Here is a 24180-nt window from a genome sequence, read left to right as displayed (position 1 = left end):
AAGCGCTTCTATTAAAAAATGTTTCTGATTTGTCTACGATAATGTTAACGTGAAACTCATTACTTGAATTTCAAAGGGTTGTGACTTTCATGTTTTCACATCTACCAAAACCAACTTTAGATCCAATTCTATCTCTTTCTGTTGCTTACCGCGGCGATACTCGTACTGATAAAGTCGACTTAGGCATTGGCGTTTACAAAAACGATCAAGGCGAAACTCCGATCATGAAAGCCGTTTCTATGGCTCAAGATATCGTTGTTGAAACGCAGAAAACCAAAGCTTACGTTGGCCTAGCAGGCTGTGAAGAGTTCAACCAGAGCATGGTTGATCTGCTGCTTAAAGGGACTTCTGCAATGGATCGCGTTGCTGCGATTCAAACACCGGGTGCAAGTGGTGCACTTCGCATGTTGGGTGACTTAATGAAAGTTTCTCAACCAGACACCACGGTTTGGATTTCAAACCCAAGCTACGTTAACCACAAACCGGTGATGGAAGCGGCAGGCTTAAAAGTTCGATATTACAATTACTTCAGTCCTGAAACGAAGCAAGTTGATACTGCAAGAATGTTGGATGACCTTTCAAAAGCGGGTCCATCAGATGTGGTACTACTGCACGGTTGCTGTCATAACCCAACGGGTGCGGATATCGACTTTGAGGCGTGGCAGGAAATTACCAAACTATCGCAGAAAAATGGCTTCTTGCCGTTCGTTGATATTGCCTACCAAGGCTTTGGTGATGGCTTAGAAGAAGACGCAAAAGGTCTTCAACACATGGCTAACAACGTCGAAGAGATGTTGATTACGACATCTTGCTCGAAGAACTTCGGTTTATACCGTGAAAGAACGGGTGCCGCTATCGTGATTGGCAAAAACAGCGAACACGTTGGCAATGCTAAAGGTAAGCTTCTAACGCTTGCTCGTTCAACTTACACAATGCCGCCAGATCATGGTGCAGCTTTGGTTAAAACAATTCTTCAGAATCAAGAGCTAACCTCGATTTGGAAGCAAGAATTGAGTGAAATGCAGCAACGTTTGTTGAATCTGCGCCAAAGTTTATGTGATGAATTGCGAAATACTTATAACACGTCACAATTTGACTTCATTGAAAGCCATAAAGGCATGTTTAGTGTACTAGGCTTTAAAGAAACTCAAATGAATCAATTACGTGAAGAATATGGAGTCTATGGTGTTGGTGATGGACGCATCAATATCGCAGGCCTTTCCGAATCTCATATTCCTTATGTAGCAAAAGCGATAGCAAACGTTTCAAAATAGAAGGTGACTGAATGTATAATTGGAAAGCGATTGTAGTTTTAATGCTAAGTGGTGGCCTGTTTGCTTGTTCGGCTACAACTCAAGCTCCTGTTGAGCCAGAGCAAAAGCCTCAAATCGAACAACCTGTTGTGGATGACTCTTCAAAAACTGACGCAACAGAAGGCGAGAAAGTAACGGAACCTACTGAGAAGCCTGAAGAAGTAAAACCAACTGAGCCGGAAGTAAAACCTGCACCTGTTGAAAAACCAGTAGAGAAGGTTAGAAAAACAAGTGACGGCAAACTGATTCTTGGTGAAGAAGAGTGGGTGTTTGTTCCTGGTTTAAAAGAAGCGTTTAAAGCACGTGTCGATACCGGTGCAACAACCTCTTCAATCAGTGCAGTTGATATTGTTGATTTTGAACGTGACGGCAAAGACTGGGTTAAGTTCAAGATTGAACACGACGGAATTACAACTGAAGAGATCAGCTTACCAGTAGAACGCTGGGTTAAGATCAAGCAATCAAGCGCAGAAGGCACACAACGACGCGCTGTGGTTGTAGCTTCGATTCAAATTGGCGATCTAAAAGACAAAACTGAATTTACGCTAGCCGACCGAACGCATCTTTCTTTCCCACTTCTGTTGGGTAGAAGCTTCTTTAGAGATGTTGCGGTTGTCGACGTGAGCAAAAAATACGTTCAGAAGAAAATTACTAAATAACAAGTTCTGCTCGTCATCAAAGCTTTTCGTTTGAAGAGCTATAGTTTCAAAGGTGACGAGCTTAAAAGACTTTTAGTGTTGATAAATGAAATCCCTACCAGTTCTGCTGGTGGGGATTTTTTATTTACACCCCATAACGTATGAAAAGCATCTAAATGGTCTATGTTTACTATTCGTTTACTGTTTAGCCTCGACAACGTGATCGAGATCTCTATATAATCCGCGCTTCGATTTTTGTTTAATCCATACTTTCGTACTTCTTATTTAGGTTCTTGAAATAGCCTAATAATTATCTGTCAGTACACGCTTAGGAATTAGTTCTTTGATATCTACCGCGAACATCACAATGCAATTTGGCGCAGAGCCGCTGTTTGAAAACATCTCTGCTAAATTTGGTAACGGCAACCGTTATGGTTTGATCGGCGCTAATGGTTGCGGCAAATCAACGTTCATGAAAATCCTAAGTGGCGCATTAACGCCAAGCTCGGGCAACGTTTCTATCACTCCAGGAGAAAAGCTGGGTGTGCTAAGCCAAGATCAGTTCGCTTTCGAACAGTACAGCGTTATCGACGTTGTGATCATGGGCGACAGAAAGCTGTGGGAAGTAAAACAAGAACGTGACCGCATTTACTCTTTGCCAGAAATGAGCGAAGACGATGGCATGAAAGTCGCTGAGCTTGAAAGCGAATTCGCGGAAATGGATGGCTACACAGCAGAAAGCCGTGCTGGCGACATCCTAATTCAAGCGGGTATTGAAGAAGAGTTCCATTTCGGCTTGATGCAGCAAGTAGCTCCAGGTTGGAAACTGCGTGTGCTATTGGCACAAGCTCTGTTTGCAAACCCAGATATCCTGCTTCTTGATGAACCAACCAACAACTTGGACATTCACACGATCAACTGGCTTGCTGAAGAGCTAAACCAGCGTAAATGTACAATGATCATCATTTCGCACGATAGACACTTCCTGAACTCTGTGTGTACACACATGGCAGACATCGACTACGGTGAGCTACGTGTTTACCCTGGTAACTACGAGTACTTCCTAGAAGCATCAGGCTTGATTCGTGAGCAACTTCTAGCAAGTAATGCTAAGAAAGCGGCTGAAATCAGTGAGCTTCAAGATTTCGTAAACCGTTTTGGTGCTAACGCATCTAAAGCAAAACAAGCAAGCTCTCGCGCTAAGAAAATGGACAAAATCACGCTTGATGAAGTGAAATCATCGAGCCGTATGAGCCCATCTATTGATTTTGGTGAAGGTAAGAAACTGCACCGTCAAGCGCTTGAACTTCAAGACCTTGGTCACGGCTTCGATGGCGAAACATTGTTTGCTGGTGGTAACTTGTTGCTTGAAGCGGGTACTCGTCTTGCGGTTATCGGTGAGAACGGTGTGGGTAAAACCACGCTGCTACGCTGTCTAGTTCAAGAGCTAGAGCAAAACGAAGGTATCGTTAAATGGTCTGAAAACGCCTCGGTAGGTTACTGCCCACAAGATAGCACTAAGGATTTTGATAACGACCTGAGCATCTTCGATTGGATCTCACAATGGCGTACAGCGAAGCACGATGACCTTATGGTACGTGGCATTCTAGGTCGTCTATTGTTCACTGCTGACGATGCGAACAAAAAAGCGCGTAACTGTTCTGGTGGTGAGAAGAACCGTCTGTTATTCGGCAAGCTAATGATGCAAGACATCAACGTGCTTGTAATGGACGAACCAACGAACCACATGGACATGGAAGCAATCCAAGCCCTGAACGATGCGTTGAAGGTTTACACGGGCACGCTTATCTTCGTAAGTCATGACCGTGAGTTTGTTTCTTCATTAGCAACACACATCATTGATGTAAAAGATCAACAGCTAGTGAGCTTCCAAGGTACTTATGAAGAGTACTTAGATCACCAGAAAAAGATGCTGATGGTTAGCTTATAAAGCAAGTCGCTGGCTCAGGTCGTGAACGACTAAAAGCCAGCGAAACTAACAAACAAAAAAGCCCCGAACATTAATATGTTCGGGGCTTTTCTATGTAATACGTTTAGCTATTTATTACTCAGTAATTGAAATCTAGATTAGAATCCGAATCGAGCCGACATTAAGATTTGGTGGCCATATGTGCCGTTATTGCGCATATCAAGACCAACAGACAGTTGATCAGTTGAATGGAAACGAGCACCGATACCCAAAATTGAACGAGTGTCATCGTTGTCGATCAGTTGACCAAGGCGTGCGTTAACTTCAACGTTTGCCATTAACCAAGCTCTCAAGCCAATGTTGATTTCTGTTTTGATGTGGTTATCGTCATTACGTTCAATGTTGTGCAGTAACATTTGGCCAGTAACGTCAGCAAATTGATTTATTGGGCCGTTGAATCCCATACCTACCGCTGCATCCCAATCACTTTCAAATTCTGAATCGATACGAGCAACAAAGTGAGAGTTCTGAGTGAACATTGTTGTGACTTCACCACCGAAAGTACTTGGGCTAGTACCCATGCGCAGCTCGAATGTGTTGTAGTTAAAGTTGTTTGCAGACGCAGAGAATGAACACAGTGCAGCGAGTCCTAAAAGGACAGTCTTATTCGTGCAACCTAGCATGGTGACTCCATATAAATTGTATTTTGCGGCAGTATAATACAAAAAAGCCTGCAATATGCAGGCCAATTATTTGAAGTCGGTATTTTTATATTAATCGCTTATAGAATCTGGATGTGGTCCACTTCGATTTCAGGTGTCTTACCACCTTCATATTCACCGAAGATACGAACTTTTGTATCAGCGGTCAGTGGTTGTGCTAGGCGGATATCATCATCAAGTTCGATTTGAATTTCACTCTGGCCATCAGAGAAGACAAACGTGTCATTCTTAAGTTGACGAACGATCTTGCCATCCACAATTGCTTCTTGCTCTGCGAACATGCTTGTGTCGGCAAGTAGTGTCGCAACAGAAACGGTTTCAATCGGGCCAGTATAAGCAATAGCGCTTTCGTGCTTGTTGCTGTTGTGGTCACTAGCCATTGCGAAAGTAGGAGCAAGGATAATAGTAGATGCGATAGCTAATACAGTTTTTTTCATGGTGAATCCCTTAATGTTGTTTTTAGTAGAAACGTTTCTTTTCGTTAGTACGTTTTTTGTTTAGTCGCCTGTTATCGTTCACAAGCTTTGTTTCGATGGAGCTATTAAACAACACGGGGGTTGAATCCAGAGTGAGTAACACATTCATTTTCCATTCATTTTATTGAGCATCTACTCGGCAATGACGATAAGATGGAGGCAGAGAGAGATTGCCCATAGCTATAAATTGAAAATTAAGAAATTAAGAAATTAAGGATTTAAGTACAAATGCGAGCACCATTAAGTGCCCTTATGGTTCAAGGGACAACGTCAGATGCCGGAAAAAGTGTTTTGGTGGCAGGTTTATGCCGTGTTTTGGCAAGGAAAGGAATCAAAGTGGCACCTTTTAAGCCACAGAACATGGCGTTAAACAGTGCTGTGACAAAAGATGGTGGCGAAATTGGCCGTGCTCAAGCGGTTCAGGCGCAAGCTTGTAATATAGAGCCAACCGTTCACATGAACCCTGTATTGCTAAAGCCCAACTCAGATACCGGCGCGCAAGTGATTTTGCAAGGCCGAGCGCTGAGCAACATGGAAGCGACGGGTTATCATGATTACAAGAAAGTGGCGATGGATACAGTTATCGATTCGTTTGACCGACTTTCTGAAGAATATGAAAGCGTGATGATTGAAGGTGCGGGGAGCCCAGCCGAAATCAATCTTCGTGAAAATGATATCGCTAACATGGGATTTGCTGAGAAAGCGGACATCCCTGTGCTCATCGTTGCTGATATTGACCGTGGTGGCGTTTTTGCGCATCTCTACGGGACATTAGCTCTATTGTCTGAATCTGAACAAGCTCGTGTAAAAGGCTTTGTGATAAATCGTTTTAGAGGCGATATCGCACTGCTTCAATCTGGCCTAGATTGGCTAGAGGAAAAAACCGGCAAGCCAGTCATTGGTGTTTTGCCATATCTGCATGGTTTTAACTTAGAAGCGGAAGATGCCATTACCTCTGCTCAAGAGTCTGACGGAGAAGCTAAGCTTAAGGTGGCGGTGCCAGTGCTAACCCGAATCAGCAACCATACAGACTTTGACGCGTTAAGATTGAATCCTTCGATTGATTTACGTTATGTCGGTAAAGGCGAACGTGTAAACAATGCTGATTTAATTATCTTGCCGGGTACAAAGTCGGTAAGAGCAGATTTGGATTACCTAAAAGAACAAGGCTGGGATAAAGATATTCAACGCCACCTGCGCTTAGGCGGCAAAGTGATGGGTATCTGCGGTGGCTACCAAATGTTAGGTAACATCATCCACGATCCTGATGGCGTTGAAGGGGAACCCGGCAGCAGCGAAGGGTTAGGGTATCTGGATACTGAAACGACCCTTACACAGCAGAAAACCTTAACCAACGTACGCGGCACCATGACGCTGGATGGCAAAACAGCACAAGTAAAAGGGTATGAAATCCACGTAGGTAGGACTGATGTCAAAGAAACAGCCTTACCGGTTCAGTTAGAATCTGGCAGCCTAGATGGCGCTGTGAATCAAGATAACTCGATTTTTGGTACTTACTTGCATGGCGTATTCGACAACAGTGATGCGTTGTCGCTTATTTGCGAATGGGCAGGAGCCAACGATGTGACCGCGATTGACCACGAACAGCTTAAAGAGCTGGGTATTAATCGAATCGCTGATGCCATCGAAGAGTACTTAAATCTTGATCTGCTTTGGCCAGAGTTAACAGCTTAAGCCGCCATTTAGAAGTTAGCTAAAGAACTTAAACGAACAATAGATAAGTGATAACAATGAAAAAGCGAGTCTTCCTTTTAACCATGGCTTTAACTTCGGCATTGAGTTCTAGTCATCTTTTTGCTGCGGAAAAGCTACGAGTTTACGCTGCATCGTCGATGACCAATGCGGTTAATCTGTTGGTTGAAGAGTTTGAGAAAGACCATTCTGTCGATGTGATTCCTGTGTACGCGAGTACGTCGTCTTTGGTGCGACAAATCGAAAGAGGAGCACCAGCAGACATTTTTATCTCGGCAAATGAGAAATGGATGACGCATTTAGTCGATCGTAAATTGGTTTATAGTGACAATGTCACAAACCTATGTGAAAACGAACTGGTGCTGATTGCTCCTAAAGAGACATCGGTAACGTTAGACCTATCAAAAGGTGAACAATGGGCTAAACTGCTTACTAATGAAAGGCTTGCAGTGGGTAACACCATGTCGGTTCCTGCTGGTATCTATGCAAAAGAAGCGTTAGAAACGTTAGGTGTATGGGACGATGTGAAAACTCGATTGGCACCAAGTAACAATGTTCGTATGGCCTTAGCCTTAGTCGAGCGCAGTGAAGCTAAGCTTGGCATTGTCTACAAAACGGATGCGTTGCTTTCTAAAGAAGTAAACCTAGTGTCGACCTTCCCATCAGATCTGCACACACCAATACGTTACCCTGTAGCGAAGTTGAGTGATAAAGTTGTGGCAGAAGAGTTCTATACTTTCCTAAAGAGCGAAAAAGCGAAAGACACCTTGAACAGTTTTGGATTTGAAGTGCGTTAAATGATGTATTTATCGGAATACGAATACCAAGCCTTAATGCTGAGCTTAAAAGTCGCTGGGTTTGCAATCTTATGGCTTATCCCTATCGGTATTGGCTTAGCATGGCTACTTGCTAAGAAACAATTTGTAGGTAAGAGCATTGTTGAGAGTATTGTCCATTTACCTTTGGTACTTCCACCTGTGGTTATTGGCTATTTACTGCTAGTGATGATGGGCAGGCAAGGTATCATAGGTTCGTGGCTCAATGACGTGTTTGGTATTGTATTCAGCTTTAGCTGGAAGGGCGCGGCACTCGCTTGTGTGGTTGTGGCGTTGCCGCTGATGGTTCGCTCTATTAGATTGAGCCTAGAAACCGTAGACAGTAAGCTTGAAGAGGCGGCTGCTACATTAGGCGCTTCACCTCTTCGTGTGTTTTTCACGATCACTTTACCCTTGATGATCCCAGGGGTCATTACCGGCACCATGCTTTCATTCGCAAGAAGCCTAGGGGAGTTTGGCGCGACCATCAGCTTCGTTTCAAATATTCCCGGTGAAACTCAAACCATTCCTTTGGCTATGTATACCTTTATTGAAACCCCTGGCGCTGAAATGGAAGCCGCGCGTTTGTGTGTCATTTCTATTGTGATAGCGCTGGGTTCATTGATGCTATCTGAGTGGCTCAACAAAAAGTCAGCACAACGCTTGGGAGGCAATGCATGAGTGCTTTGATCCTCCAATATCAACAACAACTTGGTGAAACGTTCTTTGATATCGACTTGGAATTACCAAGTAGCGGCATTACGGCAATTTTTGGTCGTTCTGGCGCGGGTAAAACCTCACTTATCAATGCAATCAGTGGCCTTAAACAGCCCGATAAAGGTCTGATCAGCGTATCTGGAACCACACTGTTCGATAGTGAAAATGGCATTAATTTGCCGACTCACAAACGCAACGTCGGTTATGTGTTCCAAGAGTCGCGATTGTTTCCACATATGAAGGTGGCAGCGAACCTTAAATACGGTATGAAAAGCGTCGATCAAGCGCACTTTGAGCAAATAGTCTCGCTGTTGTCTTTGGGTTCATTGCTTGACCGATACCCAGCTCGTTTGTCTGGCGGTGAGAAGCAACGTGTGGCGATTGGCCGCGCTTTGTTATCAAAGCCGAGCATTTTGTTGATGGATGAGCCTTTAGCGTCTCTCGACTTGCCTCGTAAGCGCGAAGTGATGCCATTTCTGGAAAACTTATCCGAAACCGTCCAAATACCGATCATCTATGTCACTCATAGCCTCAATGAAATTTTACGCTTGGCAAATCACCTTGTGATTATTGACCAAGGCAAAGTGATTTCGTCGGGTGTGACGGAAGAGGTGTGGGCATCGAGAGCCATGCAACCTTGGCAATCTTTCTCAGAGCAAAGCTCGTTGTTTGAAGCGACATTAGCGGAACACAATGACGATTATGCGCTGTCTCGCCTGATGCTAGGAAAGTCGACGTCGTTATGGGTTCAGAAAGTATCGAGTGAGCTTGGTACGACAGTGAGGCTGCAAGTTAGGGCAAATGATGTCTCTATCACGCTAGAACGGCCGAAAGGGACTTCTATACGTAACATCCTTCCTGTCACCATTAAAAGCGTAGAGACGCACCAACAAGGCACAAATAAGCAGAGTGTCGCGGTCGAGCTAGAGTTAGAGTCTGGGTGCTACCTATGGGCAACCATTACATTGTGGGCGCTGGATGAGTTAAATCTAGAAATCGGGCAGCGTGTTTACGCTCAAATTAAAGGTGTGAGTGTCGCTCAAAGAGATATCGCGGTAACGCATTAAACCTGACAAGGTCAGTTTTTCGATATTGTCGCGATACTGCCTGTTATAGGTTCTGAAAATTCGATCTTGATTCCATGAATGGATACATGCGTCATTTTTATACGGTATAACTGCCAGTTTTGCGCCACACTATATAAATGTTAAAGCATATGATTTGTCGAATCATATGAACATTAGCAACAAGAACATACAGACGTAACGATCGACGAACAGAAAATAGCGGATATAAAAAAGCCGCGTGTTTAAAGAAACATGCGGCTTAATTCTAAGTAGTACTGATAGCGCTTAGCCTAGTTTAGGCGACTAGCGACTTACTTAGTAAAAACTTCTTTGAAATCACGCTTCAAGATTGCATCACGACGAGCTTTCTTGATTTGTTTAACCATGTCTTTTACACAGTTGTGTAGAACTTGGTCTAGCAGTTGAGCACGGTACTCTTCTTTTTCTTCGTCAGACATGTCTTCTGGAAGTTTAAGAGTAGGGAACTCTTCCATCACGTTAACACCAGCGAAAGCTTGGCTAACTGAGATTAGAGCGTGGAACTGCTCGAAGTTGTCTAAAACATTTTGTGCGCTTGCTGGAAGACTATCCCAAGCTTCGCGTACTGCTTCTTCAGACACTTCGTGAATAGAAGTAACCATAAAGTGCATCTCTTTTGGTACGCCATCAAATTCGATAACTTGACGAAGTTCTGGTGAGATGGTGGTTAAATCGATTTCTTGTTGTTCGTTGTTTGTAGCGTCTGACATAGTATTTCTCTTTAAAAAGAAACAATGCTAAAAAGATCTGTAAAAAAGTCAATATAATATAGAGATTAGGGCATGATTTAAGCCCAAATTTGAGCTACTTTGAATATTCAACACTAGATAAAGGTGATGTGATGATAGAAAAGGGATCTTCAATGCGCATATTGCTGGTTGATGACGTTCAACTAGACAGGATGCAACTTGCTATCCGACTCAAGCAACTGGGTCATATTGTAGAAGCTGTCGGTAGCGGAAAAGAAGCCCTGAGTGTTTATTCTGATTTTGATCCTGAACTCGTGTTACTTGATATCAGCATGCCTGATATGGATGGTTTTGAAGTGGCGAATGAGGTTCGAAGCCGATTCCCAGAATGGGTTCCCATCATCTTTCTTAGTGGTCACGAAGAACCTGAGATGATCGCAAAAGCGATTGACGCTGGTGGCGATGATTACCTGATCAAGCCAGTAAACAAGGTTGTTTTGAATTCTAAGCTGATTGCGATGCAACGTATCGCGCACATGAGACGAGAGCTAAAACAAAGCACAGCCAAACTCGAAGAACTGAACATCCTTCTGCAGCAACAAGCCAACGAAGATGGCCTGACCAAATTGTATAACCGTCGATATATGGATACTAAGCTTGAAGAGAGCATAGCGTGGCACGGAAGACGTAATATATCCATGACAGTCATACTTCTAGATGTAGACTTCTTTAAGCCTTACAACGATAATTATGGTCATATTCAAGGGGATAAGTGCTTACAAGGGCTTGCTAATACCTTGAAACAGCTGTTTGTTCGTGCGGGAGAATTTGTAGGTCGTTATGGCGGTGAAGAGTTTGTTCTGATTCTTAGCGATACAGACAGTGAAGGCGCTAAGGTACACGCGACTCGAGTTAAAGAGGCATTGCATGAGATGAACTACGCTCATGAACACTCAACGGTATCGGATAGGGTGACAGTGTCACAAGGTGTGTTGTCATTTGTACCAGAAGGTGGTGAATCTATCGCCTCTATTTATGAAAAGGTCGATCAAGCGCTTTATCAAGCGAAGCAAAGCGGCAGAAATACCTTTGTACAACGCAACATTTTGGAGCTTGCTCGTTAGTTAGCGAGCTCTTTTAGATATTTGAATTTATACTTCTAATAGCGTTTGAGCTAGGAAGTGCTTTAAGTGATAAAAGAAATGCCACATTCGAAGTCATTTTCTATGACTAACACATCTTGGACGCTTGCGGTTCCTCTATTTTTTACCGCTTTGCCGACCACTGTTAATGCCAATACGCTATCTGATCTTTTTCGAAAGGATCTAGAGCAGAGCTTTGCCACCAGTGTATTGCTCAACGACACCGATGTTTTCACTTTTGGTATCAATAACTTTGACCCCAATAAAGTGTTTAGTTTGGACAATGAAGACATCGGTTCGAATGATTCGGTAAGTCGTCGCCAAAACATCACCTCCCTGAGTTTGCCTTACACATTTGAATTACCAAGTTACATCGAAGACAACCATCAAGAGGTGACGCTACGCTTGTCTGCATTGCGAATCGAGAACGATGTCGAGTACGCGGCAGCAAACAGAAACGATTTTCAAAAAGAGTCGGTAGTGTCTGGCTACGTCGAATTCGCGAATGTGTCCCAGCTAGACGAATATTGGAGCTTCAGCTCTGCAATCGGTAACCACATCTCTTACTACCGCAATGATTATGAATATCGCGCTTCGTTGCTAAAGCCTATTCAAGACCAACTGGATGGCGTATATCTCAATACTGATGCTTGGGCTTACATCATCGAGCCTAAAATCAAGCTGATGTACGAAGATAAGAATGACTGGGGAAAGTATAAATTGAGCACCAGTTGGCATTACTTTAATGGCATCGGCTGGGGCGAGGCGAATAATGGCAATGTCGGTCATCCTGAAGGGTGGTATATCGCCAATGAAGCCAAGGTTTTCTATGCTCTCGTGCGTTGGGATAAGAACATCACTTCGATGTACTCGAGTATAAGACGAATTGATATTGGTGGTGACACCGTGGCATCTATGGGCACCACATCTTACTACGAGGGCAGTGTTGGTTGGTTGCTTAACCCAAACCTGTTTAATGAGTGGGTCGATAACGTGGGAATAGGTTTTACGATTAACTACGGAAGTAGCTTAAAAGGTGGCAGCTTGGTTATATTCTTCAACCAAGATTAAGCTCTTTTTTCCAGTTAAGCCCATACGGCCTCAAATCAATGAGGCTCGTTGAACTTGGAAGTAATAGTTATTGAAGCAGATCGCTATTAATGGCTTAAGCTATTTAGATCTCTAGCACTCAATATCTTTCGCTATCAACCATTGTTAACGGTCAATACATAGTTTGTTTCGACCGGTTTCTTTCGCTTTATACAGTGCTTGGTCAGCAAGCTTCAACACATCTTCAGGATGTCTGGTGGTTGTGCTATCAGACAATCCAATACTCACCGTCACATTCACCACTTCCGATGGTTTACCGTTCTTGCCACGCTTTTTCATACCCACTTCATGATCGTCGGGGCGCTCATGGCTATTCCGAATCGTCATGTCGTAGTTTTGAACTTCGGAAATCAGAGCTTGAAGGTGCTCTTTAACTTGTTCCGAATGTTTGCCTTTGAAGATAATCGTGAACTCTTCTCCACCATAGCGATAAGCTTTAGCGCCGCCTGTGGTTTCCCTCAGAATGCGTGCCACCAGTTTTAACACATCGTCGCCAATGTCATGTCCGTAGGTATCGTTGAATTGTTTAAAGTGATCAATATCGACCATCGCCATCGAATACTTACGCCCCAAGTGCTTCATATCGACTTCTAAGGCGTGTCGACCGGGAATGTTAGTCAGTTGGTCGTTAAAGGCCATATCATGACTAGCAGACACCACATAGACGATGATCAGTGTGCCTGACAGCGAGAACATGGTGCTCGAGATGTACTGAATATCGAAGAAGATGAACGTACAAGAAGAAAGCAGGATAGCGCTATAAACCACAACATCGATAGAGCGGTTATACACCAACACGAGAATGGCAGTAAGGCCAAGCAAGCAAAGGCTATACAGCACTAAAACAAAAGGCAGTTTGGAGAAGTCTCTGACAATAAATAGAAGACCATCACTCCATGATTCAAAACCGCCGGCATGGAAGTGAGAGACGATCAATTGTGCCCACACCATAAACAGAACAAGAACGATGGCGTAGAGCAGCATCGACTTTGAGTTTACGCCGTTATCAGGGAAGGCATAAACAAGTAAGCAAGTGACAGGTACTAATGCCGCAAGTAACGAGAGCTCTAATAGCGTTGTGCCAGTATTGAGAGGCGTTTGTAAGCGAACTTGGATGATCAGATAAGCGACAAGCATGGTCACCGATACCATCGCCATTCGACCTTGTCTGAACGTATGGCATAGCAGAACCGCAACGCTCAATAAAATGTAAGGGAGGTTGCTAGCAAACCCTAAATTTGAGTCCGTCACGAGAATGACGTTGTCCATACCAACGAGCAAAATTGTTAACAGGACTAAAGGGAAGCAAAATCGAAACATGCTCGACGTTACAAAAGATGATGCCATTTATGTGGTGAGCCTAACTATATTGATGATCTTATTATTTAATACTATGCGTAGGATACGGTTAAACAAGCGATTGCCAAGCTTTTTGCCTAAATTAGAGCAAAAACATAGTCATAGGTCGCTATTGGTGCAATCATTTTTATATGTATTTTGAGTTGCTATTAACCTTAGAACGAACTACACAGTATATATGAGAAATTAATTAGTCGTTATAGATACTTAACAAAATCTGCTCTGCTGCTCTTACGTTGGCGCTGTCACTTAAAGGGCTTGATGATCAGTTATCATTGAGTGACCTTTTCATTAAGCGACGAAGATCTGTAATGAAGTCAGAGTAAGATTAAATAATGCCTAAGTTTCAACTATGGACAGTAAAACCTATAACTGAGTTATAGAAAGCTATTAGGAATTGCATGGTTTCAAGTGACTTTAGAAACGACTGCGACTAGAAAAACCGCTACAAATGGAGGTGTGGTATGCAAATTAGTGTTGATGTACATAACTATATGGAAACTCTGGTCGGTCATGTATTGGCTACCGAGGAATATGTGTCTAGTTATACCAACGAACAGTTGGCCGATCTCGCGTGCTTGGCTTTGGGCCAGCTAAAACCTATCTATATTCGTTTTGATATCGATTTTCTGTCAGCATTGCCAGAAGACAAATTGGTGCTCTATAAACGCAATAGTGAGATCGCGGTCAAAAATGCAGAAAGTATGATTATTGACGATCGAAGACGTGAACGTGACGACAATGTGCCTGTTATATTTAGTCAACACAATTTTGACGATGACGTAGAATTGCAATGGTATGAAAAGCCGTTGTTGAACCGTAAACAGTCATGATAGTTTAGGGTGAATACGGTCATTTAAGGAGTAAAAAAACGTGGGATTCTTTTCTAGATTATTTGGTGGCAAAGAAAAAACCGAACAAAAAGTAGAGATTGAGCCAGTCGAATATAAGGGTTTCAATATCTATCAAGATGCCATTGCAGAATCTGGTCAATACCGTGTTGCTGGGCGAATCGAGAAAGAATTCGATGGTGAAATCAAAACTCACCGTTTTATTCGTTCAGATGTTGTTTCAAACAAACAAGATGCCGATGAATTGATGCTCAAAAAATCGCAGATGTTCATCGACCAAATGGGCGACAATATATTTAGCTAACCAATTAGGGTTAGAATTGATGTTGGTCATAATTTAGAGAGCTTTCAGTGTATATGCTGAAAGCTCTTTTTAGTTTTATGGATAAAGAACAGCTAGTGAGTTGTTATTAAAAGGATTATTTGCAAGTGGTTTGACCTCTTGGTTCGAGACGGTCGTCATTTATCCGAATGAAGCGCTCAAATTCCGTCCAAATCGTTATAAGTAATAACTTTTCCTGTTCTTTGAACAAAACGCTTGAAGTATTAGTTGTCGTTAGATACAAACGAATAAGTCATTCGTGCCAATAGTCAAGGAATAGCTATGCAAATTGGTGTACCAAGAGAAACGCTCGCAGGTGAAACGCGAGTCGCTGCTTCGCCGAAATCGGTAGAACAGCTTCTAAAATTAGGATTTGAAGTTTGTGTTGAATCACAAGCAGGTGCGTTAGCAAGTTTTGAAGATGCAGCTTATGAACAAGCTGGAGCAAAAGTTGTCACCGCAGATGAAGCTTGGAAATCCGATATTATCTTTAAAGTTAACGCTCCGATCGTTGACGAGTCTAAAAATGAAATCGATCTTCTTAAAGATGGCGCAACATTGGTCAGCTTTATTTGGCCTGCTCAAAATCCAGAGTTAATGGAACAATTGTCCAGTCGTAACATCAACGTGATGGCGATGGATTCTGTACCACGAATTTCAAGAGCTCAGGCGTTAGATGCATTGAGTTCTATGGCAAACATCGCGGGTTATCGTGCTGTTGTTGAAGCGGCGCATGAGTTTGGTCGATTCTTCACGGGCCAGATTACGGCTGCGGGTAAAGTTCCACCAGCAAAAGTACTGGTTGCAGGTGCTGGTGTTGCTGGACTAGCGGCAATCGGCGCTGCGGGTAGCTTAGGTGCGATCGTTCGTTCATTCGATGTTCGTCCTGAAGTTAAAGAACAAGTTGAGTCGATGGGCGCTGAATTCTTGGAAGTGGATTTCAAGGAAGACACCAGTGCTGGTGACGGCTACGCAAAAGAGATGTCTGAAGCATTCAATAAGAAAGCGGAAGAGCTTTATGCAGCTCAAGCAAAAGACGTTGATATCATCATTACTACGGCGCTGATTCCAGGTCGCCCGGCTCCGAAGCTGATTACCAAAGAGATGGTAGACAGCATGAGTGCAGGTAGTGTGATTGTAGACCTTGCGGCGGCCAATGGCGGTAACTGTGAATACACGGTTGCGGATCAAGTCATTACAACGGCTAATGGTGTGAAGGTGGTTGGTTACACTGATATGGTTGGTCGACTGCCGACTCAATCATCTCAACTGTATGCAACGAACCTAGTTAACCTTCTGAAACTGCTTTGCAAAGAGAAAGATGGCAACATCAAAATCGACTTTGAAGATGTTGTTCTGCGTGGTGTTACTGTGGTTAAAGAGGGCGAGGTCACTTGGCCAGCTCCACCAATTCAAGTTTCAGCTCAACCACAACAAGCTAAGCCAAAAGCGGCCAAACCAGAGCCTAAAGTTGAAGAACCTGTTTCTCCAATTAAGAAAGTGGCGGGTATGGCGGTAGCTGTTGGTGCATTCGCTTGGGTAGCTTCGGTTGCTCCAGCTGCGTTCTTATCTCACTTTACCGTTTTTGTTCTCGCTTGTGTGGTGGGTTATTACGTAGTTTGGAATGTAAGCCATTCTCTGCATACGCCTTTGATGTCCGTGACTAACGCGATTTCAGGCATCATTGTAGTAGGTGCACTGTTACAGATCGGACAAGGAAGTGGCGTCGTCACGTTCTTATCATTTATTGCCGTATTAATTGCAAGTATCAATATCTTTGGTGGCTTTACCGTGACCAAACGTATGCTTGAAATGTTCCGTAAAGACTAAGGAGTAACAGATGTCTGAAGGATTAGTACAAGCAGCTTATATTGTTGCTGCTGTATTTTTTATTATGAGCTTGGCTGGGTTATCGAAACAGGAATCTGCGCGTGCAGGTAACTATTACGGTATCACGGGTATGGCAATCGCGTTGATCGCAACGATCTTTGGCCCTCACTCTGCTGGTATTGTGTGGATCATCATTGCTATGGTGATCGGTGGTGGTATTGGTATCCACTACGCAAGAAAAGTAGAAATGACTGAAATGCCAGAGCTGGTTGCAATTCTGCACAGCTTCGTAGGTATGGCTGCAGTACTTGTAGGTTACAACAGCTACATCGATCCACCTGCTGCTGTTTCTATCAACCCTGCAGATATTCATGCAGAGCACGTTATCCATCTAGTGGAAGTGTTCCTTGGCGTGTTTATCGGTGCGGTGACGTTCACGGGTTCTATTGTTGCGTTTGGTAAGCTTCGTGGCGTGATCTCTTCGTCTGCATTGAACATCCCTCATAAGCACAAGTGGAATCTAGCGGCTATCGTAGTTTCTACACTGCTGATGATCATGTTCGTTAAAGCAGACGGCAGCATGTTCGCACTAATGGTGATGACACTTATCGCATTCGCATTCGGTTACCACCTAGTGGCATCGATTGGCGGTGCAGATATGCCAGTAGTTGTCTCTATGCTGAACTCGTACTCTGGTTGGGCAGCAGCAGCGGCAGGTTTCATGCTTGCAAACGATCTGCTTATCGTAACTGGTGCATTGGTTGGTTCGTCGGGTGCGATTCTGTCTTACATTATGTGTAAGGCGATGAACCGCTCTTTCATCAGCGTTATTGCTGGTGGATTCGGCCAAGAAGTGGTTGTGTCTGATGGCGATGAAGAGCAAGGTGAACACCGCGAAACATCAGCTGAAGATGTGGCTGATATGCTGAAAAACTCTAAGTCAGTAATCATCACTCCTGGATACGGCATGGCAGTAGCTCAAGCACAATACCCAGTGCATGAAATCACTGAGAAGCTACGAGCGCAGGGCATTAATGTTCGATTTGGTATCCACCCAGTTGCTGGTAGGTTACCGGGTCACATGAACGTACTGCTTGCTGAAGCGAAAGTGCCTTACGATATCGTTCTAGAAATGGACGAAATCAACGATGACTTCGATGAGACAGATACTGTATTGGTAATTGGTGCGAATGACACCGTAAACCCTGCAGCACTTGAAGATCCAAACAGCCCAATTGCTGGTATGCCAGTACTTGAAGTTTGGAACGCTCAGAATGTTATCGTATTCAAGCGTTCGATGAACACAGGTTACGCCGGTGTGCAAAACCCACTGTTCTTCAAAGAGAACACGCAGATGCTGTTTGGCGATGCTAAAAAGAGTTGTCTAAGTATCTTAGAACATCTATAGAGATCACCTCTAAACAATATGTAACAACTCGATAAGGAGCTCATTTGAGCTCCTTTTTTATCTTACGAAAGCGACTCTATGTGTGATCTCAGTTGATACGAAGTTGACGAAGCCTGATGCAAAACTTGTCGCAATTGAGGTTTGGCTTGCCAATCAGCCTACTAGTACGTATGTACAATGTGGCCGTAATATATTGGCCTTTATCTCTGTAGCTCGCCATTCTCAAAGTTTTTCATGCGGTTAAAAATTTATCTTTGATAGCGAATGGTATATATTTGGTTGATCTATATGAATTTGCGTTGGTTTGTGATCATCAAAAGAACATTTACTCTTCTTATCGCTACGTTGTCTGTGTCTGCAAACGCATTTGCTGACTCTTTACCTGAGCGTATCGATAATTTCACCAAACTCTTTGATCATGAAACGGCAATCGAATCTTACGATATTCGAGTGCTACAGGCTGATTATCCAACACGTTTGATCATGCCGTCTTCTATGCTGCCACAAACAGCAGAGTACCCGTTAAAAGACATTCAGCGCTTGTACCAGTTATCAAAAACCTGTAGTGGTAAACTGCCGTTAAGCCCTTTGATTACTGAGCCTTTAGTTTTTACTCGTGCAATGTGTAAAGGCACCAAGCTTTCTGACCGTTGGTTTAGCCGTAGTGGTTTGATTCACCCTGGCGGCGGTTCTTATGCGGCACGATACGTTGAGAAGTACCCAGAAAAATTCGACTCTCTGAAGCGCTTTATGCATATTCAAGAGCGACCAAACACCGAACACGATGAACTACTGTCTCGCTTGCAACAAATGGATAGCGAAGCAATCACCGCGCTGTTAGCGGGTGCCAGTATGTTTGTTGAGCTTGATGAGATGTGGGTAAAACGCGGCGACAGATATTACCTGTATAAAAAATCAGTCTGGAACGAAAATGCCACGCTTGCTGGGTTATCGTTTAGCTTGTCTTCAGAAGGTAAAAGCTGTTTTGTCCAGCGTGGTAATGTGTGTTGGGAAATAGAAGATCATTCAGAGCTTCTGCAAGTCGCCATGTTTATCTTGGTTATTGCCAACATCATGCTTGTCTTAGGTTGGGCGATTTACCGCTGGAACAGCAAGAAACAAGAGATGAAGAGTCGCATGCTGGTTCTTCAAATCCTAACGCACGAATTAAGAACGCCGATTGCGAGTTTGTCATTGACGGTGGAAGGGTTCAGGCGTGAGTTCGAACACTTACCAGAATCGGTATATGATGAGTTCCGTAGGCTGTGTGAAGATACACGCCGTTTAAGACAGTTGGCGGAAGCAAGTAAAGATTACCTGCAATCAGATAATCAACCGCTCGCAACAGAGTGGGTGCCAAGTGTTGAAGAGTGGCTCCAATACAAAGTTGAAGAAGACTTTGCGCCGGGGATTGAACTCCGTGTAAACAAAGATATAGCTGCAAAAGTGAACGTATATTGGTTGGGAACGTGCATCGATAACCTAATCAGAAATGCCGTGAAATACGGTGTGGCTCCAGTAATTCTAGAACTGAATACTTCTGACAAGAAGCTGACATTCAAAGTTATAGATAATGGAGACTTGTCTCGCAAAGATTGGGGGCAACTAAGAAAGCCATTCGTAAGTAAGAGTGGACTCGGTTTAGGTCTGACGATAGTGGAATCTATGGTTGGAAAAATGGGCGGTCACATGACGCTTATCGGCCCCCCAACAACATTTATTTTGGAGATACCTTGTGAAACAGACATTGCTTCTCGTTGAAGATGATAAAAATTTAGCTGACGGTTTATTAGTTAGCCTTGAGCAAGCTGGATATGAATGTTTGCATGCAGAACTGATCTCTGAAGTTGAAGGCTACTGGGAACAAGCGGATCTAGTGATTCTAGACCGTCAACTTCCTGATGGCGACTCAGTAGATTCACTTCCAGGTTGGAAGAAAAAGAAAGATATCCCAGTTATTTTGCTGACGGCTCTCGTGACAGTAAAAGACAAAGTAGCGGGCCTAGATTCAGGTGCAAACGACTACTTAACAAAGCCATTCGCAGAGGCTGAGCTATTTGCTCGAATTCGTGCTCAACTTCGCCTGCCAGATTCTGAAGAACAAGATGCATCAAAAGTTATCGCTCAGAATCTTGTTATCGATAAAGCGACACGTGAAGTGTTTTTCAATGAACAGGAAGTAACGTTAACGCGCACTGAATTTGACCTTCTACTGTTCTTGGCAAGTAACCTTGGACGTGTGTTTACACGTGATGAACTGCTTGACCATGTATGGGGTTACAACCATTTCCCAACAACACGTACGGTAGACACGCACGTTCTGCAACTAAGACAGAAACTGCCGGGTCTAGAAATTGAAACGCTGCGTGGCGTTGGTTACAAGATGAAAGCGTAATGAGAATAGCCTTACTTCCACTATTAATGTTTTCTTGCGTAGCGAATACCGCGCAAGCAACGGATTGGTTTAAGAGCAGCGATGCTCTGACTCAAGTTCATAAACATCTGCTAGATAATGATTTACCTCAGATGTTTGACTCATTAGTGGAAGTTTGGCAAATCAACTCGTCTCAATCACGAGAAGATCACCTCAATGAACTGTTCGATCAAGCATTGAACAAAGATTGTGGTAAAACTCTCACCAGAAAAACACTCCCAGATTGGATTAGTTCAGTCGTCGTTAAAAGACACATCATTCAAAGCCCTGGCCGAGATACCTTTCGTGTATCGATTAATGTTGAATCCGAAAACAACATTCAAGACATTACCTTCGAGAAGTGGGTCGATAAGATCGTTTCTTCGGACAGTGAGTTAACCAAAGACAGTGAAGTGGTTAACAACGCATCGGTGAGTCTATACCGCAAGCGTTACAATTTAGCCTCTCAACTTGAATCCGGTTTATACCGTTTAAGCGTTAAAGGTGATGGCGGAAAGTCTTGGAGCACTTGGGTTGTTTTGGGTGAAGTTGCCATGCGTCAACAAGTTCGCTGGGCATCAAAAGACACGTGGCGAATCGATAAAAAAGAACTACTCAATCCTTATTGTCCGCTCCCTAAGCTCGAAATCGGTTTGTACGATTACGTTGATGAACACTATGAACAGGTCTGGGGCAAGAGCTACGAATCTGATTATCCAATGAACCTTACTGGTGAAGAACTTCCTAATGATCGCTATGTTTTAGCGGTTTCAATGGTGCATTCACGCTGGCAAGGCGACATAGCGATAGAACAAGCACAAACTATCAGTAAAACTTATGATATTTCTAGCGAAGAAGAGTTAAAGTAATTTAAAATTGTGCCGTTAACTATGTAAGGGATCTAACAAAGATAAACGGCATGAAAAAAACTACAAAACTACTCGCAGCGTCAATTGCATTCGCCAGTCTTCCTCTTTCAGCAGCAAACTACGCCATTGAAGCGCGTGGTGATGCGATGGGTGGTGTTGGTGTTGTTTCAGCAAACTTCCTAACTGCTCCATTCTATAACCCAGCACTTGTTGCGATTTATCGTCGTAATGATGACATGGGAATGATCACGCCAAGTTTTGGCGGTAATTATAATGACCCTAATAACTTAGTTGATGATATCGATAATTTAGTTGACAGCATTGAGTCAGGTACTGTGACTGGTTCTGATCTAGATGCTCTTAATGGTGATAGCCTGAATGTTGATTTAGGTGGTGTTGTAGCATTCGCTCTACCAAATCAGTATATTGCAGCAAACGTATTTGCAAAAGCATACACTGAATCATTTGTAACCCCTGATACATCTAGTGACGCTGCTAATAGTGACTTGGTTAATGCTGAGTTAACTGCTGTTAAAGCTGTTTCTATTGGCATTATGGAAGCTGGTATATCATTAGCAAAATATCAAACGTTCATGGGACAACATTTGTCGTTTGGTATTTCTCCAAAACTCCAAAGAATCTATACGTATAACTACATTGCCTCGGCACAAAACTACGATCTAAGTGATGTTCGAGAAAACGACACCGCGGAAACTACATTTAATATTGATGCAGGTGCGCTTTGGTTTTACGGCCCATTTAGAGTGGGTTTTTCTGCAACGAATATTATAGACCGTGAGATTGAAACTAAATCCGTTAGCCAACAGCTAACAAGCAGCACAGGGGCTACAAGAACAGTAACATCGAGTCATTCTTATAACCTGGGGCCTGTCTACACTGTTGGTGCGGGGATCGTTTCTGATTACTTTACGTTGAGTGTTGATTATGATTTGAATGAAGCAGAGAAGTTTACTTCGTTCGAAGACAACGAACAGATGATTCGTGTTGGTACTGAAGTCGACCTGTTACGTCAGCTTAAGCTAAGGGGAGGGTATTACAAGAACCTGGCTTACTCTGATTCAGAAGGAACAGTGACAGCTGGTGTTGGTATCTCGCCATTGAACTTGTTTCAGCTAGATCTAAGTGCTAACTACACAAATGAAAATGCAATGGGTGCATCAATCAATTTCCTTGCTAGTTACTAACAGTCCTTATATAGTTCTGCTCCTAAATAAAGGAGCAGAGCATGCTAAACGACTTACCAACCCTTTCTCACGAAGAACAACAGAAAGCTGTTGAACGAATTCAAGAAATGATGACCCAAGGCATCAGCACAGCGCAAGCTATCAAAATCGTTGCTGAGCAAATCCGTGAAGAAATGAGTAATAAAGAAGAGTAGGGCATCAGCCCTTCTTTTTTAATACGGTAGTGCACTATAACTAAATATATTACCCTCTAGTATATTATCTCGTACATACCTACTCTTTAGTTTCTCTAAATCCCGACCTGTCCAAACTCTTAAATACTTTTTATTCAACAAGTTACGTCAGAGTAATTAACTTATCAGGCTTTACTTGGCTTTGAGTTGTAATTAAATTACAGCAAGATCTGAAAGTAAAACAATCGCCACTTTAGGTGTCAGTATTTGTGTCACCATGTCTAAATGGCTAAATATATGGTGTTTTTACGGCTAGTGACGTTGTGACTTGTATTTTGAACGGATGAGAATCCATGAATGTTCAGAAGCAGACAAATGAGGATTTTATCTAAAAACAGTGCGAGATAAGTAGCGACGGTAATATTCAAAACCGATACCGCGAATGGCTTACCACCGCTTAGAGCAAGCTTCGTTGCCACATATGTGCTTTACAGAATAAGTATTTAAAAAGCTTACGAGGCGTAAGGTGTTGTGTAGAAGTCGATTAAGGAATGCGGCGCGTATCAATTTGAGAATGCTAAATTGATGTGTTTTCTATTGGGGAATGATAAGTCTAAGCGATAGGACTTGTTAGAAATAGGGTCGCTTTGAGCGCTGTAGTTGTCGTCGTGGTTACGTATGTAGAATCGAAACCTTGGCTCCTCTTGACCTTCATATTCTATATTGATGGTGACCGAATCGAACGTTGAGAGATCGAGCCCTTTATTTTGGGTCGATATAACGAACTCAATTTCACAGAAGGGTAAGCTATAGGTTTGTTCAAAGTCACACTGTAACTCAATTCCATCTTCTGACTTATGTAATGAGCCTACGGTGCCACCATCGTAGTCTCTGTCTGTATTTACGCGCGTAGGTTATCTGTCAGGTGTGATGATGTAGTTCTTATCCATGAGCGTATTAAAAGAGATCAACGACACTAGCGTGATTGCTAGGCAAAAATACGCGCCCAGCGACAGATATATGCCTAAATAGCGTTGTTTTTGTTCGGTATTTATACGAAAGGTAACGTTTTAAGGGGATAATAATTTAACTGTGTAAATATACAGTTGTTATTTGGGTTCTTTATTTTGTGTTTCCATAGGACCAAGCTTTACCTGTACAGCTAGCTACAGTGTCACTTTACTTATTGATTACATGTGTCGATAAACATTATAAGCTTTCTAATCTCAGGCGGTAACACCATTGCGACTTCAAAGCAGGCATATCAGTTAGAGAAAACAAGTAAAGAAAAACTAAGCGCAATGGGTTTAAAGTAACTCTTAGGTTTATTACCAAAGCTACCTAAGTCCAATTGAACGTAATTTCAGGGCAAACCGTGA

22 protein-coding genes and 1 pseudogene are annotated in these 24180 nt (G+C 43.1%); 18 read left to right on the top strand and 5 right to left on the bottom strand.

Annotated features, from left to right (window positions below; all coding sequences use genetic code 11):
- Nucleotides 1-89: 89 nt before the first annotated feature.
- The 3 genes from AB4482_RS02925 (at nucleotide 90) to AB4482_RS02915 (ending at nucleotide 3902) form a co-directional block, all read left to right on the top strand.
- A complete protein-coding gene (locus AB4482_RS02925; RefSeq protein ID WP_017060118.1) occupies nucleotides 90-1274 on the top strand; it encodes an amino acid aminotransferase in 1185 nt (394 codons plus the stop codon).
- 11 nt (nucleotides 1275-1285) lie between these two features.
- On the top strand, nucleotides 1286-1972 hold the full coding sequence (locus AB4482_RS02920) for an ATP-dependent zinc protease (RefSeq protein ID WP_017069095.1): 687 nt from the start codon (nucleotides 1286-1288) through the stop codon (nucleotides 1970-1972).
- Nucleotides 1973-2294: 322 nt separating this feature from the next.
- A complete protein-coding gene (locus AB4482_RS02915; protein ID WP_081325167.1) occupies nucleotides 2295-3902 on the top strand; it encodes an ABC-F family ATPase in 1608 nt (535 codons plus the stop codon).
- A gap of 137 nt (nucleotides 3903-4039) precedes the next feature.
- Here the strand turns inward: AB4482_RS02915 and AB4482_RS02910 are convergent, their stop codons facing one another.
- Together AB4482_RS02910 and AB4482_RS02905 are read right to left on the bottom strand one after the other, a co-directional pair.
- A complete protein-coding gene (locus tag AB4482_RS02910) occupies nucleotides 4040-4564 on the bottom strand; it encodes a hypothetical protein (RefSeq protein WP_102394374.1) in 525 nt (174 codons plus the stop codon).
- A gap of 98 nt (nucleotides 4565-4662) precedes the next feature.
- Nucleotides 4663-5040, bottom strand: coding sequence for a YgiW/YdeI family stress tolerance OB fold protein (locus tag AB4482_RS02905; RefSeq protein WP_017060114.1), 378 nt, complete (start codon nucleotides 5038-5040; stop codon nucleotides 4663-4665).
- Between the two features lie 267 nt (nucleotides 5041-5307).
- Here AB4482_RS02905 and AB4482_RS02900 point away from each other — a divergent pair, with 267 nt between their 5' ends.
- Genes AB4482_RS02900 through modC form a run of 4 tightly spaced genes read left to right on the top strand, consistent with a single transcriptional unit; the run spans nucleotide 5308 to nucleotide 9391 of the window.
- Complete coding sequence (locus AB4482_RS02900; protein ID WP_171733216.1) at nucleotides 5308-6774, top strand: cobyric acid synthase; 1467 nt, start codon at nucleotides 5308-5310, stop codon at nucleotides 6772-6774.
- 56 nt (nucleotides 6775-6830) lie between these two features.
- Complete coding sequence (gene modA, locus AB4482_RS02895) at nucleotides 6831-7589, top strand: molybdate ABC transporter substrate-binding protein (protein ID WP_017060111.1); 759 nt, start codon at nucleotides 6831-6833, stop codon at nucleotides 7587-7589.
- The gene (modB, locus tag AB4482_RS02890) at nucleotides 7590-8288 is read left to right on the top strand and encodes a molybdate ABC transporter permease subunit (RefSeq protein ID WP_017060110.1); all 699 of its coding nucleotides are present in this window, start codon (nucleotides 7590-7592) and stop codon (nucleotides 8286-8288) included.
- A complete protein-coding gene (gene modC, locus AB4482_RS02885) occupies nucleotides 8285-9391 on the top strand; it encodes a molybdenum ABC transporter ATP-binding protein ModC (RefSeq protein WP_017067812.1) in 1107 nt (368 codons plus the stop codon). Before modB ends, modC begins: the two co-directional genes overlap by 4 nt.
- 311 nt (nucleotides 9392-9702) lie before the next feature.
- Here the strand turns inward: modC and AB4482_RS02880 are convergent, their stop codons facing one another.
- On the bottom strand, nucleotides 9703-10140 hold the full coding sequence (locus AB4482_RS02880) for a DUF3069 domain-containing protein (protein ID WP_017060108.1): 438 nt from the start codon (nucleotides 10138-10140) through the stop codon (nucleotides 9703-9705).
- A 131-nt stretch (nucleotides 10141-10271) separates the two neighbouring features.
- Between AB4482_RS02880 and AB4482_RS02875 the strand changes: the two genes are divergently transcribed.
- Entirely contained in the window at nucleotides 10272-11243 is a 972-nt protein-coding gene (locus AB4482_RS02875; RefSeq protein ID WP_372180520.1) for a diguanylate cyclase, read from the top strand.
- A gap of 78 nt (nucleotides 11244-11321) precedes the next feature.
- A complete protein-coding gene (locus AB4482_RS02870) occupies nucleotides 11322-12332 on the top strand; it encodes a Solitary outer membrane autotransporter beta-barrel domain (protein ID WP_372180519.1) in 1011 nt (336 codons plus the stop codon).
- 144 nt (nucleotides 12333-12476) lie between these two features.
- On the opposite strand, the gene AB4482_RS02865 is transcribed toward AB4482_RS02870, so the two are convergent.
- Nucleotides 12477-13718, bottom strand: coding sequence for a GGDEF domain-containing protein (locus AB4482_RS02865; protein ID WP_372180517.1), 1242 nt, complete (start codon nucleotides 13716-13718; stop codon nucleotides 12477-12479).
- Between the two features lie 476 nt (nucleotides 13719-14194).
- Between AB4482_RS02865 and AB4482_RS02860 the strand changes: the two genes are divergently transcribed.
- The 9 genes from AB4482_RS02860 (at nucleotide 14195) to AB4482_RS02820 (ending at nucleotide 22822) form a co-directional block, all read left to right on the top strand.
- Entirely contained in the window at nucleotides 14195-14563 is a 369-nt protein-coding gene (locus tag AB4482_RS02860) for a late competence development ComFB family protein (RefSeq protein ID WP_017060104.1), read from the top strand.
- A 40-nt stretch (nucleotides 14564-14603) separates the two neighbouring features.
- Entirely contained in the window at nucleotides 14604-14885 is a 282-nt protein-coding gene (locus AB4482_RS02855) for an HlyU family transcriptional regulator (protein ID WP_004731023.1), read from the top strand.
- Between the two features lie 300 nt (nucleotides 14886-15185).
- The gene (pntA, locus tag AB4482_RS02850) at nucleotides 15186-16733 is read left to right on the top strand and encodes a Re/Si-specific NAD(P)(+) transhydrogenase subunit alpha (protein WP_136974587.1); all 1548 of its coding nucleotides are present in this window, start codon (nucleotides 15186-15188) and stop codon (nucleotides 16731-16733) included.
- 10 nt (nucleotides 16734-16743) lie between these two features.
- On the top strand, nucleotides 16744-18141 hold the full coding sequence (gene pntB, locus AB4482_RS02845; RefSeq protein WP_017064580.1) for a Re/Si-specific NAD(P)(+) transhydrogenase subunit beta: 1398 nt from the start codon (nucleotides 16744-16746) through the stop codon (nucleotides 18139-18141).
- A 288-nt stretch (nucleotides 18142-18429) separates the two neighbouring features.
- Nucleotides 18430-19902: a sensor histidine kinase VxrA gene (vxrA, locus tag AB4482_RS02840; protein WP_017065947.1), complete on the top strand. Its 1473-nt coding sequence runs from the start codon at nucleotides 18430-18432 to the stop codon at nucleotides 19900-19902.
- Nucleotides 19877-20536: a response regulator transcription factor VxrB gene (vxrB, locus tag AB4482_RS02835; protein ID WP_017060099.1), complete on the top strand. Its 660-nt coding sequence runs from the start codon at nucleotides 19877-19879 to the stop codon at nucleotides 20534-20536. Before vxrA ends, vxrB begins: the two co-directional genes overlap by 26 nt.
- Nucleotides 20536-21423, top strand: coding sequence for a DUF2861 family protein (locus tag AB4482_RS02830; protein WP_029235234.1), 888 nt, complete (start codon nucleotides 20536-20538; stop codon nucleotides 21421-21423). The genes vxrB and AB4482_RS02830 overlap by 1 nt, the downstream gene beginning before the upstream one ends.
- 50 nt (nucleotides 21424-21473) lie before the next feature.
- Nucleotides 21474-22628, top strand: a complete 1155-nt coding sequence (locus AB4482_RS02825; protein ID WP_017069084.1) for a conjugal transfer protein TraF — start codon at nucleotides 21474-21476, stop codon at nucleotides 22626-22628.
- Between the two features lie 41 nt (nucleotides 22629-22669).
- Nucleotides 22670-22822 (top strand): YoaH family protein, encoded by a 153-nt coding sequence (locus AB4482_RS02820; protein WP_004731009.1) that lies wholly within the window; start codon nucleotides 22670-22672, stop codon nucleotides 22820-22822.
- A 545-nt stretch (nucleotides 22823-23367) separates the two neighbouring features.
- On the opposite strand, the pseudogene AB4482_RS02815 reads toward AB4482_RS02820, so the two are convergent.
- Nucleotides 23368-23856, bottom strand: a pseudogene (locus tag AB4482_RS02815) (GGDEF domain-containing protein); the annotation flags it as partial.
- Nucleotides 23857-24180 lie beyond the last annotated feature (324 nt).

The organism is Vibrio sp. 10N.222.55.C7, assembly GCF_041473335.1.
GTDB lineage: Bacteria > Pseudomonadota > Gammaproteobacteria > Enterobacterales > Vibrionaceae > Vibrio > Vibrio crassostreae_C.
Note: the sequence above shows the minus strand (reverse complement) of the source record. Positions and strands in the feature narration are given on the sequence as shown.